The organism is Kitasatospora sp. NPDC059599, assembly GCF_042735125.1.
GTDB lineage: Bacteria > Actinomycetota > Actinomycetes > Streptomycetales > Streptomycetaceae > Kitasatospora.
This window is the reverse complement of record NZ_JBHWCL010000072.1, coordinates 1-11,568: the sequence shown is the minus strand read 5'-3', so window position 1 is coordinate 11,568 and position 11,568 is coordinate 1. Positions and strand designations below refer to the sequence as shown.

The 11,568-nt window shown below is 73.6% G+C and carries 13 protein-coding genes and 1 pseudogene; 4 read left to right on the top strand and 10 right to left on the bottom strand.

Annotated features, from left to right (window positions below):
• Positions 1-75: 75 nt before the first annotated feature.
• On the bottom strand, positions 76-579 hold the full coding sequence (locus tag ACFV04_RS24100; protein ID WP_380335739.1) for a DinB family protein: 504 nt from the start codon (positions 577-579) through the stop codon (positions 76-78).
• Between the two features lie 178 nt (positions 580-757).
• On the opposite strand from ACFV04_RS24100, the gene ACFV04_RS24095 reads away from it, so the two are divergent.
• Positions 758-1,186: a PPOX class F420-dependent oxidoreductase gene (locus ACFV04_RS24095; RefSeq protein WP_380532045.1), complete on the top strand. Its 429-nt coding sequence runs from the start codon at positions 758-760 to the stop codon at positions 1,184-1,186.
• A 156-nt stretch (positions 1,187-1,342) separates the two neighbouring features.
• Here ACFV04_RS24095 and ACFV04_RS24090 read toward each other — a convergent pair whose 3' ends face one another.
• The 8 genes and pseudogenes from ACFV04_RS24090 to ACFV04_RS24055 form a co-directional block, all read right to left on the bottom strand.
• Positions 1,343-2,146 carry a putative protein N(5)-glutamine methyltransferase gene (locus ACFV04_RS24090; protein ID WP_380532042.1) on the bottom strand — a complete coding sequence of 268 codons (804 nt, stop codon included), beginning with the start codon at positions 2,144-2,146 and terminating at the stop codon, positions 1,343-1,345.
• Between the two features lie 575 nt (positions 2,147-2,721).
• Positions 2,722-3,522 carry a TetR family transcriptional regulator gene (locus ACFV04_RS24085; protein ID WP_380532039.1) on the bottom strand — a complete coding sequence of 267 codons (801 nt, stop codon included), beginning with the start codon at positions 3,520-3,522 and terminating at the stop codon, positions 2,722-2,724.
• 88 nt (positions 3,523-3,610) lie between these two features.
• Complete coding sequence (locus ACFV04_RS24080) at positions 3,611-4,510, bottom strand: BTAD domain-containing putative transcriptional regulator (RefSeq protein WP_380532036.1); 900 nt, start codon at positions 4,508-4,510, stop codon at positions 3,611-3,613.
• Positions 4,511-4,814: 304 nt separating this feature from the next.
• Positions 4,815-5,531 carry a ScbR family autoregulator-binding transcription factor gene (locus ACFV04_RS24075; RefSeq protein ID WP_380336025.1) on the bottom strand — a complete coding sequence of 239 codons (717 nt, stop codon included), beginning with the start codon at positions 5,529-5,531 and terminating at the stop codon, positions 4,815-4,817.
• Between the two features lie 639 nt (positions 5,532-6,170).
• Positions 6,171-6,368 (bottom strand): annotated as a pseudogene (locus ACFV04_RS24070) (transposase); the annotation flags it as partial.
• Between the two features lie 106 nt (positions 6,369-6,474).
• Positions 6,475-6,666 carry an e9imm peptide gene (locus ACFV04_RS24065; RefSeq protein ID WP_380532033.1) on the bottom strand — a complete coding sequence of 64 codons (192 nt, stop codon included), beginning with the start codon at positions 6,664-6,666 and terminating at the stop codon, positions 6,475-6,477.
• Between the two features lie 245 nt (positions 6,667-6,911).
• Positions 6,912-7,784, bottom strand: coding sequence for a hypothetical protein (locus tag ACFV04_RS24060; protein ID WP_380532030.1), 873 nt, complete (start codon positions 7,782-7,784; stop codon positions 6,912-6,914).
• Between the two features lie 51 nt (positions 7,785-7,835).
• Positions 7,836-8,852, bottom strand: a complete 1,017-nt coding sequence (locus ACFV04_RS24055) for a DMT family transporter (protein WP_380532027.1) — start codon at positions 8,850-8,852, stop codon at positions 7,836-7,838.
• Between the two features lie 68 nt (positions 8,853-8,920).
• Here ACFV04_RS24055 and ACFV04_RS24050 point away from each other — a divergent pair, with 68 nt between their 5' ends.
• The 3 genes from ACFV04_RS24050 (at position 8,921) to ACFV04_RS24040 (ending at position 10,850) form a co-directional block, all read left to right on the top strand.
• On the top strand, positions 8,921-9,781 hold the full coding sequence (locus tag ACFV04_RS24050) for a LysR family transcriptional regulator (RefSeq protein ID WP_380532024.1): 861 nt from the start codon (positions 8,921-8,923) through the stop codon (positions 9,779-9,781).
• 125 nt (positions 9,782-9,906) lie between these two features.
• On the top strand, positions 9,907-10,365 hold the full coding sequence (locus ACFV04_RS24045; protein WP_380532022.1) for an ArsR/SmtB family transcription factor: 459 nt from the start codon (positions 9,907-9,909) through the stop codon (positions 10,363-10,365).
• Complete coding sequence (locus tag ACFV04_RS24040) at positions 10,362-10,850, top strand: SRPBCC family protein (RefSeq protein ID WP_380335763.1); 489 nt, start codon at positions 10,362-10,364, stop codon at positions 10,848-10,850. Before ACFV04_RS24045 ends, ACFV04_RS24040 begins: the two co-directional genes overlap by 4 nt.
• A 17-nt stretch (positions 10,851-10,867) precedes the next feature.
• Here the strand turns inward: ACFV04_RS24040 and ACFV04_RS24035 are convergent, their stop codons facing one another.
• Entirely contained in the window at positions 10,868-11,272 is a 405-nt protein-coding gene (locus ACFV04_RS24035; RefSeq protein WP_360263481.1) for a RidA family protein, read from the bottom strand.
• Between the last annotated feature and the right edge of the window lie 296 nt (positions 11,273-11,568).

The window sequence follows — 11,568 nt, the reverse complement described above, 5'->3', positions numbered from 1 at the left end:
GTGACGCCCCTCACGCGCGGGACGGCACCGGGCGCGGCCCCGGTGACGGCACCGGTGACGGCACCGGTGACGAGCTCAGCTCCGGTTGTGGTCCCCGGTCCCGCCGTCGATCAACTCCCGCAGGATGTCGAGGTGTCCGGCGTGCCGCGCGGTCTCCGTCGTCATGTGGATCAGCACCCAGCGCAGCGTGACGCTGTTCCCCGACCAGGACGTCCCGAGCTCTTCCAGGGCGAGTTCCCGGATCACCTCGTCCGCATCGGCCCGGGCCCGTGCGTAGAACTCAAGGATGTCGGCCGTCGACTCGTGCGGCTCCACCCGCATGTCGGAGGTCTCGTCGGCGTCGATGTCGAACGGCAGCGGCCCGGTGTCCCGTCCGAACGTCTCGCGGAACCAGCCGAGTTCGGCACCGCCGAGGTGCTTCACCAGGCCCAGGAGGTTCGTGCCGGACGGCGTCATCGGACGGCGCAGCTGCTCGTCGTCCAGGCCCTCCGTCTTCCACAGCACCGCGTCGCGGTGCCGGTCCAGCGCCGCGTGAAGGCTTTCCTTCTCCCCACCCGTGAAGGGCACTCGTATGCTCATGCCCGGACCGTACCAGCCGCCTCCGACACCCGGCCGCGCACGCCACGGTCCGGGCACGCAGCCCGGACGCGCGACCCCGGCGCACGCCCCGGGCCCGGCCCGGGCCCGGCCCGCCGACCGCGCAACACGCCTGGCCCGCCTTGACCTTCACACCGGTGTCAGGGTCGATGATGCTCCCATGACCGCCACACCCTTCGACCCGTACGCGCTCCTCGCGCAGAGCCGCCTCGGCGTCCTCGCCACCATCAAGGCGGACGGCCGGCCACAGCTCTCCCCGGTCCTGCCGTTCTACGACCGGGAGGCGAACAGCATCCTGGTCTCCACCCGGGACGGCCTGGCCAAGACCGCCAACCTGCGCCGGGACCCCCGGGTGAGCCTGGAGGTGACCGGGCCGGACGGGCGCTCCTGGGTCACCGCCGAGGGCGTCGCCGCCCTCACCGGTCCGGGCACCGATCCCGACGGGCCGGAGGTCGAGGCGCTGGTCGACTACTACCGCCGCGCCGCCGGCGAGCACCCCGACTGGGCGGAGTACCGCCGGGTGATGGTGTCCGACCGCCGGGTGCTCCTCACCATTCCCGTCGACCACGTGTACGGCACCCACCTCTGAGCGTGCCCCACGGCACCCTCCTCCGAGCGTGCCCGGTACGGCACCTCCGGACGTGCCCGGCACGGCACGTACGGCACCTCCGAGCGCGTCCGGTGCGGCACCTCCGAGCAGTCCCGGCCACCGTCACAGGGGTACGGTGGCCGGGACACCCGGAGGTCAGGCCGACGTGGCGGTGACCACCGTGGCGTCCAGGTCCTCGTGCCGGCTCTCCACCGCCGCCAGTCCGGCCGCCCTGGTCACCGCGAGGGCCGCCGCGACCTGCCGCTCACTGGTCTCGAACAGCAGCGCGCCGCCCGCCGCCAGCCACCGGGGCGCCTCCGCGACCACCCTGCGCAGCACGTCCAGGCCGTCCGCACCGCCGTCGAGCGCCGGCCTGGCCTCGTGCAGCCGCGCCTCGGGCGGCAGCAGCCCGAGGTCACCGGTCGGAACGTAGGGGACGTTGGCGATCAGCACGTCCACCCGGCCGCGCAACTCGTCGGGCAGGGCAGCGAACAGGTCGCCCTCGTGGATCCGCGCCTCCGTCCCGGCCAGGTTGCGGCGGGCGCAACGGACCGCGTCCGGGGCGATGTCGGCGGCGTACAGCTCGACCGGGTGCGCGGCCCCGGCCGCCACGGCGGCGCCGAGCGCACCGCTGCCGCAGCACAGGTCGAGCACCACCGCCCCGGGGCCCCGGGGCGGGCCGGTCAGCGCGGTGGCGGCGGCGGCCAGGAACTCGCTGCGGCGGCGCGGGACGAAGACGCCCGGGTCGACGGCGATCCGCAGACCGGCGAACTCGGCCCAGCCGACGACGTGTTCGAGCGGCCGCCCCTCGGCGCGGGCCCGGACCATCACGGCGAGTTCGGCGGGCGAGGCGGCGGCGGTGAGCAGGATCCGCGCCTCGTCCTCGGCGAACACGCAACCGGCGGCGCGCAGCCGGGAGACCACCGAGGAACGGAGGGAGGCGGAGGAGAAGACCGGCAAGACAACCCCTTGGGGAAGACGGGAGGAAGGCGAACGGAGGGAAAGGACTCCGTCAGGGCTCCCGCAAGGGCCGACACCGCGCCGGTGCGCCACCCGCGCTAGACGCGTGCGGCGCCCGCACGGCCGCGCTCCGGGAGCACCCGCTCGGACGTTCCGGTAATGGGTCTCACCTCCCTGAGTCGCGGTCATACTCGGCGCCGAACACCCTACCGCACCACCCGCCGTGGATGATCAGTCGCCGGCCGGGAGCGGCGCGGCCGGGCCGACCGGGCCGCTCGCCCGCAGGTCGTGCCGGAAGGCTGCCGGGGCCTCCTCGCGCAGGGCGCCGAGGTCCTCGGCGATGCGGGAGGGCCGGCCGGCAGGAACGCGTCGGGCGCGGTCCGTCCAGGGCGAGGGGGGCGAGGGTCGGCCCGACCGAGCGGGCCGGGCAGCAGGTCGGTGAGGCTCGTCGGAGTTCCCCTTCGGGTGGCGGTCGGCCGCTCGACGCCTCCCCATCGCCCCCCGCGGCCTTGCTCGCCTACGGTGCGACCTTCGGACGCGCACTCGTACAAGGACCCGATCGGGACGCCCGCCGGTCAGGCGGGCTGCGGCGCCGGCGGCCTGGTGCGGTACTCACCGGCCGCCCCCGGGGGAACCAGACAGGGCAGCAGCCAGTCCCACAGCGCGCCGACCCGCCGCGCACGCTCCTCGGCCGGGAATCCCTCCGCGAACACGACCTCCAGGCCGCAGGCGGCCGTCACCACCAGGGTCTCCGGACCGAGCGCTCCCGAGCGGTCCCGCAGCTCGCCCGCGCGACCGGCCTCGGCCAACAGGCCCCGGACGACCCCGGCCCAGACGCTGTGGAAGCCGCGCAGGCCCGCGAAGGCCGACCGTGGGTCCGCCGCTCCGGAGCCGTCCGACCCGGGCCCGCCCCGGACGAACCCGCCCGACGCGTACCCGCCCGACGCGTACCCGCCCGACGCCGGCCGGCCCGCGGTGGCCCTTGTCGGCCGGAGGTCACCCGGCGCACCCCCTCCCGACCGCGGCTGGACCTGCCAGCCGCCGTCCTCACGGCCGAGCCGGAACGCCGCCCGGACCACCGGGTCCGCCCCCAGGGCGTCGACCAGCCAGTACCCGGCGTCGATCAGCCCCTGGAGCGGTGAGGAGGAGGCGCCCCGGTCGCCGCAGGCCGACCGCAGCGAACACTCGGCCTGCTCGAACACCGCTCTGGCCAGCTCCTCCTTGGAGGCGAAGTGGAAGTAGAGCGCCCCCTTCGTCACCCCCGCGGCCGCGGCGATCTCGCCGAGGGTGGCACCGGCGTAACCACGACGGTCGAACAGCCCCGCCCCCGCCTCCACCAGTCGCCCGCGCGTCCGTTCCGACCTCTCCTGGACCACCCGTCCCACAACCCCTCACGACGACAAGCACGTTCCGACCAGACCCCGGCAGCTCCCGGGCGGGAGCCGGCCCTCCGATCCGACCTCCTCAGCCGACCCGGCTGAGCCGGGCCGCCCCCGCACCCTCCGGCAGCGCGGCAGCGACAGCGGGCTCCCGCTCCGGCCCGGCAAGGCGCTCGGGCCCGGCAAGGCGCTCCGGCCCGGCAAGGCGCTCCGGCCCGGCGAGCAGGATGGAGCGTTGCAGGCGGCGCAGTCCGGCGGACGGCTCCATGCCCAACTCCCGTACCAGGGTGTTCCGCAGGCGCTGGTAGGCCTCCAGGGCCTCGCCGCGCCGTCCGGAGCGGTGCAGGGCGACCATGTACTGGCCGTGCAGGCTCTCGTGGGTGCGGTAGCGGTCGACCAGGACGGTGAGTTCGGCGAGCAGGACGCGGTGCCGGCCCAGGCGCAGGTCGGCGTCGATCCGCTGGTCCAGCGCGCAGAGCCTGGTCTCCTCCAGCCTCCGCGCCTCGACGGCGAGTTGGCCGCCGACCGGCACGTCGGCGAAGGCCGGACCGCGCCACAGCGCGAGCGCCTCGCCGAGCATCCGGGCGGCCAGCGGATGGTCGTCGGCGTCGATCGCCCGGTAGCCCATGCCGGCCAGCCGCTCGAACTCCCGGACGTCCGCCAGCCCGCCGCCGCTGTTCAGCATGTATCCGCCGGGCGAGGTGACCAGGACGTCCTTGGCGCAGGACACCCCGGCCTCCGCGCCGATCCGGGCGAGCGCCCGGTCTATCAGGTCGCGCAGCTGGAGGACGTACGTCTGCACGGTGGTGCGCGCACTGCGCGGGGGACGGCCGGACCACAGTTCGTCGGCCAGCACCCCCGCCGGTACGACCTGGTCCGCACGGAGCGCCAGCAGTCCCAGCACCTGGCGCGGCTTCGGTGCCGACGGCACCACCGACACCCCGCACACCCGGACGTCCAACGCCCCGAGCACCCGAATTTCCACGATGACCACCCCAATCACACGGAACGCCGCAGGCTCTTGCGCCGCGGCCGGCACCCGGGTCGACACCCCTGGGGGCAACTGTCACCAGTGAAAAACAGGACGAGCGGTTTGTCAATACAAAACCGAACGTGCTGTTTGTTTCTGAGGTCGAACGATCCCACCACCGCGCGGAGTCACTCGACTACCCCCGGTGTCGATCGCAGGGCAAACCGAAGGCGGCGCAGGACCTCCGTGGTCCCGTCGCCGCCCGTGCGCGCCCGCCGTCGCCCCACCTCCCGCGGAGGGGAGGCCGGTTGAGTTCCCGTCAGCCCGTGCCGGCGCCCGCCCGCACCTCGACCGGCACGCCGTCGCCCTCATCCTCTTCCCCGTCGTCCTCCCCCGCACGGGCCGCCGCGATCTCGGCAACCACCTGGGCACCCCGGTCCGGCCCCAGCCGCAGGGAACCGAGGACGCCCGGCACGGCAATGCTCGGCATCAGGTGCTGGAACAGCGCGGACACCCGAAGTTCCAGGTCAGCGCGCCCGGAGAGCTTCTGGGACTGGATCTGCACACCCGTCCACGCCGCGATGATCAGCCACGCGGTGTCCGCCGGGACGACGTGCGGCAGCAGCTCGCCGCGCTCGCCGGCCGCGAGCAGGATCGTCTCCATCCGGCCGATCCACCCGGGGATGGCACCCCCACCGAGGTCGTCGAACACGTCCTGCCCGAGCGACAGCCGAGCACCCGCGCTCAGCAGCGGATCACGCGGCATCAGGTGCGCCACCACCATCCCGGTGTCCACGAACTCCTGCAGCTTGCAGCTCCGTTCGGGAACTCCGTCCTGGGAGAACTGCTCCTCGACCACACCCTGCGCGAGATCCCGCTTCGACGCGAAATGGAAATACACCGCACCACGCGTCACACCGGCCCGGGAGACCACCTCGCCGATGGTCGCGCCCTCGTACCCGAACTCGTCGAAGACCGACGCCGCCGCCTCCAGGATCAGCCGACGCGTCCGGAGCGCCCGCTCCTGCCGTACCACCGCAACCACCCCGCCCTGAGAGCCCGGAAAACAAAACCAAACACCCCGTATCTTAGCTACGCCCCACCCGCAACCGACAAGACGATGTCGGTCAATCCCCCAACCGTTCCCCTTTCTCCACAACCCGACGAGCCCCGTCCGACGGGCCGTCACCACACGCCCCACCCAACCCGGCAGCCCGCGACGGCCTTGAGGGCCTTGCCGACCTTCGTCGGCGAAGCTGTCGGAAACGTCGCGCCGTCCGAAAAACCGAACGATTGGTTTCTTTGAGTGCCCACCGGCCCGGCCGACGCACACGGCGACGGCCGGTGGGTACGCCGCGCGACGGCGCGCCTCCGCGCCACGGATCGGAACAGGGATCGGGACACGGAGCTTCGCCGGCACCGCCCGCGTGATGACGGGGGAAAGCGGCGGCAGCGGCCGTCCGTACTCATCAGACGGACCTTGGTGGTGAAGCCGCCGCGCGGGCCTGGTGCCCTCCCGGCCCGGCCCCCTTCGAATCACGGGCTGGTGGCGGATCGGTACGAGCGCGGGCCGTGCGCTGATGAGCCCGGACGATGGTGGAGTCGACGGGGATGCCCCCGTCGATGTCCCCGGCCGCGCCGCTTCCGCCCGGACCCGCTGGACCAGACGCTCCCGGGTCCCGTCGGCCGACCACGGCCGATGGCGTCCGTAGACCGCCTTCCACGGACCGAACCGCTCGGGCAGGTCACACCGGTGCGCTCCGGCCCGCAGCCGGTACCGAATCCCGTCGATCACCTGCCGGTGGTCCCGCCACCGGGCACAACGCCCGCCGCTGACCGGCAGGAACGGCCGCAGCCGTGCCCCGCCCGGCACCCGTGAGACCTCCCCGCCCCAGGTCCGATCCAACGACCAGGCGGGCGACAGTCACATGATCAACCGGACGGGTCCTGGCTGAAGAACGCCCGAGCGGTTGTCACTCTCACAGCCCGAACGGTCGGTGAGTCAGGGCCAGTTCGACCACCTCGACCGCTGTCCGCTCCGGCCCGTCGGGCCAGTAGATCAAGTCGCTGACATGGCCACTCGGACAGCCGAGGCCCCTGTCCAGCGCGTCCAGCGCGCGGTCGACCTCGGCGTCGTCGACGCAGTCCCCGTCCATGATCTTCTGCACCATCGCAACAGCCGACTCACGAGTCATCACTGCTTCGGTCACCGCCTTCCCGGACAAGGTGAGCCTAGTGAGTCACCTGATCGACCGGACAGGCCCCGTCCCGGTTCAGGGCGTCGGGGGACGGATTCGGAACCACCGCCCGGCCCTGGAGCACCCGGGGGCGCACCGTTCCGGGCGGCTTTCGGACCCGATCGGGTTCAGGAACCGGGCGGGTTCAGGAACCGGGCGGATTTCGGACCCGCCGGGCGTCAGGCCGCCCAGGGCAGCCGCAGGGCCTCGATCTCCGGGTCGGTCAGCAGGGCCTCGATGAGGGCCGGGGGTCCGGCGACCTTGGTGGCCCAGAGGTCGTAGTCGGTGCAGAGCAGCCAGGAGTGGTCGGCGGCCCAGAAGTTGGACGGGCTGAAGTCGGCGTCGTCGGTGTCGTAGAGGAGTTCGGCGTCCCCGAGGCGGCCCGCGCGCACGTGGAGGTTGTCGAAGTCGTAGTCCCCGGTCATCAGCGGGTTGTAGTAGGCGAGGCAGGGGGTGTCCGGGCCGGCCGGGCTGTGCTCGGTGAGGACGGCGACCAGGCGGTTCCAGGTCTCCCGGTCCAGGCTCCCTTCGGTGGGCGGGACGATGCCGACCGGCCAGCTGCCGTCCTTCTTCACCGACGGGAAGCAGCGGTAGCAGGGGAGCATTCCCTCGGGCACCACCGGGTCGCCGATCCGCGCGGCCAGTTCCACCCAGCGCAGTCGGCGCCAGCCCGGGCCCGGGTGCTCGGCCCGGCCCAGGTCGCCGCCCGTGACGACGCCGACGGCGTCGAGGTCCACGCCCGCGATCACGCGGCGCTGCGCGGTGCCGTCCGCCAGCCTGGCGTGGTGCCGGTCGTCGTACGAGAGTTCGCTCGGCCCGTGCTCGTGCTCGTACATGGCGTTGAGCACCCAGGCGGCGTCGGGCATCAGGGGCGGCATGAAGCCGGTCGTGCCGTCGCCGCACAGCTCCGCCAGCCAGTCGGTCGTGCCGGACGGCGCGAGCGGCCACAGGCCCGACAGCGGATCAGCCGACGACGCGGGCGGCGACGCGGGCGGCGACGCGGACGACGACGTGGGTGACGGCGCGGTCGGCGGGGCGGGTTCCTCGGGCATTCGATCATGCTCCCACACCGGCTGACCAGCGCCTCCGGGCGGGCGGCGCCGTCATCGCCGCCCCGCTCCGCCGGTCCACACCGCCCCGGCGCCGGCTCCCACCACGATGAGGATCGCCAGGCACTGCGGCGCCGACAGCGCCTGCCCCAGGACCAGGAATCCGGCCAGTGCCCCGACCGCCGGGGCCAGGCTCGTCAGGACGGCGAAGGTCGGGGCGGGCAGACGGCGCAGCGCCAGCAGTTCCAGCGTGTAGGGCAGCCCCGAGGACAGCAGCGCCACGGCGAGGCCGAGCCCCAGCACCCCCGGATCCAGCAGCGCGCCGCCCGCCGAGCCGATGCCGAGGGGCAGGCTCACCAGTGCGGCCACGGCCATCGCGACCGCGAGTCCGTCGAGCCGCGGAAAGCGCGCCCCGGCCCGGGAGTTGAGCAGGATGTACGCGGCGAGCATGGCACCCGCACCGAGCGCGAAGGCCGCGCCCGCCGGGTCGAGCCGGCCGAAACCGTCGCGGCCGAGCAGGAAGACCCCCGTGAACGCCAGGCCGGCCCACACCAGGCTTATCGCGCGCCGTGCGGTGACGACCGACAGCAGCAGCGGGCCGAGCACCTCCAGCGTCACCGCCGGGCCGAGCGGGATCCGGTCGATCGCCTGGTAGAAGAGGATGTTCATGCCGCCGAGGGCGAGTCCGAAGCCGCCGGCGACGGCCCAGTCCGTACGGCTGTACCCGCGCAGCCGGGGGCGGCAGACGGCGAGCAGCAGGACGGCCGTGATCGTCACCCGCAGCATCACCGTCCCCAGCGCCCCGACCCGCGGGAACAGCAGGGCGGCGACGGCGGAGCCGAACTGCACCGAGAGGGTGCCGGCCAGCACCATCCCGACGCCGCCCAGGCTGCCGACGCCGCCGGGCGCGATTGCCGTGCGGACGCGGCCGAGGAGCGGCGTACCGCCCGGCATGCCCGCCGCACCCGCTGCACCCGCTGCCGTGTTGGTGGCCGTGCCCGTGGCGGTCGCCCTGCCCGTCGAGGTGGGCACGGCCGTGGCGGTCGCCGACGGTGAACCCGTGTTCGTCATGTCCCCACGCTAGGGAGCCGCCCGGTTCGCGTGAAATGCCGATCGTGCAGCGATTATGCTTCCCAGGCATGACCATCGAGCTGCGCCACCTGCGGGCCTTCCTCGCCATCGCCGAGGAGGGAACCATCACCCGCGCCGCCGCCCGGCTGCACATCGGCCAGCCCGCGCTGTCCCGGACGCTGCGCCAGCTCGAAAGCCACCTCGGCGTCCGCCTGGTCGACCGCTCCACGCACCACCTGGAGCTCACCGCAGCGGGCCGGACCTTCCGCGACCGGGCCGCCGCCGCGCTGGCCGCCGTGGACACGGCGCTCGACCCGCGCGCCCTGCCCGCCCTGCCACTGCGCCTCGGTCACCCCTGGGCCGCGCTCGGGGAGCACACCGTCCCCCTGCTGCGGCGCTGGGACCACGAGCACCCGGACGTGCCGCTGGAGCTGCGCCGGATCGACGACCGAACGGCGGGGCTCACCCGGGGCAAGGTCGACGTCGCGCTGCTGCGCGGCGACGTGACGGACTCCGACCTGGTCACGCAGCTGCTGCTGGAGGAGGAGCGGGTCGCGGTCGTGCCCGCGGACAGCGACCTGGCCGACCGGTCGAGCCTCACGCTGGCGGACCTCGCGGCCTGGCCGATCGCCCTGAACACGGTGGCCGGCACCACCACCCTGGACCTCTGGCCCGCCTGCGCCCGTCCCGGGACGACGATCGAGGTCACCAACACGGACGAATGGCTGACCGCCATCGCGGTGGGCCGGGCGGTGGGCATCTCGACCTCGGCGACGCCGCGCCTGCACCGGCACCCCATGATCGCCTACCTCCCGCTGACCGACGCCCCACCGGTGCCCCTGCTCCTGGCCTGGCGCCGCGGCACCCCGACCCACCCGGCGGTCCCGGCCCTGGTCCGGCTGACCCGGGAACTGGTGGCGGGGCACTGACCCCGACCGGCCGGCACCTCCCCCGCCGACCGCTCCGGGGATCCACAACCAAACGGTTGAATACGAAGGCCGGGCGGCGTAGCGTTGTCCTCAACCAATCGGTTGAGAATGAACAGGGGTACGTGGTGGCTGTCGACCAGCTCTCCCGGGCGTTCGTCGCCCTGGCGGATCCGACCCGGCGGGACATCGTGGCCCGACTGTCGACCCGGGACGCGACCGTCGGCGAGTTGGCCGAGTCCTACGCAATGTCCATGCAGGCCGTCTCCAAACACCTGAAGGTGCTGGAGGAGGCCGGGCTGGTGAGCCGCAGCCGGGACGGGCAGCGCCGACCGTGCCACCTGGAGCCGCAGGTGTTCGACTTGATGACGAGCTGGATCGAGCGGTACCGGCGCCAGGCCGAGGAGCGGTTCAGCCGCCTGGACGCCCTCCTCGCGGGCATGTCCGACGACACCACCGCCCACGCCGCCTCGCACACCCCGACCCGCGGCGCCACCCACGGCGCCCGGAACGACCACCACACCGATCACACCGACGACACCGACGACACCGACCCACCCCAGCAGAGCGAAGGAGTCCCGTCATGACCTCCACCACCGGCCCCGAGACCCGTATCGAGGCGGACCCGAAGCTGCCCACCATCCGGATCGTCCGCGAGTTCGACGCCCCGCAGGAGCGGGTGTTCCGGGCCTGGATCGAGCCCGAGCTGGTCGCCCAGTGGCTCGGCCCGAAGGACCTCGACATGAAGATCGACACCTGGGAGGGGCGCACGGGCGGGCGGTACCGCTACTCGATGCATCGCGAGGGCCAGGAGATCGCGGCCTTCTACGGCTCCTTCCACGAGGTCCGGCCGGCCACCCGGCTCGTCCAGACCTTCACGTTCGAGGGCGTGCCCGACGGCGTCTCGCTGGACACCGCGACCTTCGAGCCCGCCGGAGAGGGCCGCACCCGCGTCACCGTGCTGTCGGTGGTCGACAGCCTGGAGGCCCGGGACGCCATCCTGGCCAGCGGCATGGAGCACGGCGTGGTCGAGGGCTACCAGCAGCTGGACGCCCTGCTCGCCGCGGGCTGATCCGGGAACCCGGACGGTCAGGGCAGCACGGCCACCGCTTCCACCTCGACCAGCTGGTCGTCGTAGCCCAGCACCGAGACACCGAGCAGGGTGCTGGGCGCGTCGTGCTCCCCCATGTACGCGCGGTACACGTTCCACACCTTCACCAGGTCCGCCTGGTCGGCGGAGGCGACGTACACGGTGGTCCGGGCGACGTCGGTGAGACCGGCACCCGCGTCCTCCAGCGCCGTCACCAGATTGCGCATCACCTGGTGGGCCTGCCCCTCGTAGTCGCCGACGGCGACCGTCCGACCCTCCTCGTCGAGCGGGCAGGCCCCGGCCAGCCACAGCGAGCGCGCCGGGGCGTCGACCACCGCGCCGTAGGCATAGTCGACGGCGGGCGTCAGCCGCGTGCTACGGATCAACTTGACGGCGCTGCTCACGAGTTCCTCCGACCGGCCGACCGAACGTTCGAGCCCATCGTTGGCCCCGCCCGAACGACCGTCAAACCATTTACCGGCGAACTCCCCACCGCCACCGGGCCGCTCGCCCACGATTCACCGTTGCGGGTGATGGCGCACCGCCCCACCGGCGCGAAATGCTGGTGACCGTACCCACACCCCCACCGCAACCGCCGCCCGGGAGCCGCCCCATGGAAGCCCAGCCGTCCGACCGCGACCAGGACCCCGGCGTCGGGCGGCGCCGCATGCTCGGCCTCGCGCTCGGGGCGGGCCTGGCC

Excerpts from the sequence above, each read along its gene's own strand:
- ACFV04_RS24100 (WP_380335739.1), bottom strand. The coding sequence starts at position 579 with ATGAGCATACGAGTGCCCTTCACGGGTGGGGAGAAGGAAAGCCTTCAC.
- ACFV04_RS24095 (WP_380532045.1), top strand. The coding sequence starts at position 758 with ATGACCGCCACACCCTTCGACCCGTACGCGCTCCTCGCGCAGAGCCGC.
- ACFV04_RS24065 (WP_380532033.1), bottom strand. The coding sequence starts at position 6,666 with ATGGTGCAGAAGATCATGGACGGGGACTGCGTCGACGACGCCGAGGTC.
- ACFV04_RS24060 (WP_380532030.1), bottom strand. The coding sequence starts at position 7,784 with ATGCCCGAGGAACCCGCCCCGCCGACCGCGCCGTCACCCACGTCGTCG.
- ACFV04_RS24055 (WP_380532027.1), bottom strand. The coding sequence starts at position 8,852 with ATGACGAACACGGGTTCACCGTCGGCGACCGCCACGGCCGTGCCCACC.
- ACFV04_RS24050 (WP_380532024.1), top strand. The coding sequence starts at position 8,921 with ATGACCATCGAGCTGCGCCACCTGCGGGCCTTCCTCGCCATCGCCGAG.
- ACFV04_RS24040 (WP_380335763.1), top strand. The coding sequence starts at position 10,362 with ATGACCTCCACCACCGGCCCCGAGACCCGTATCGAGGCGGACCCGAAG.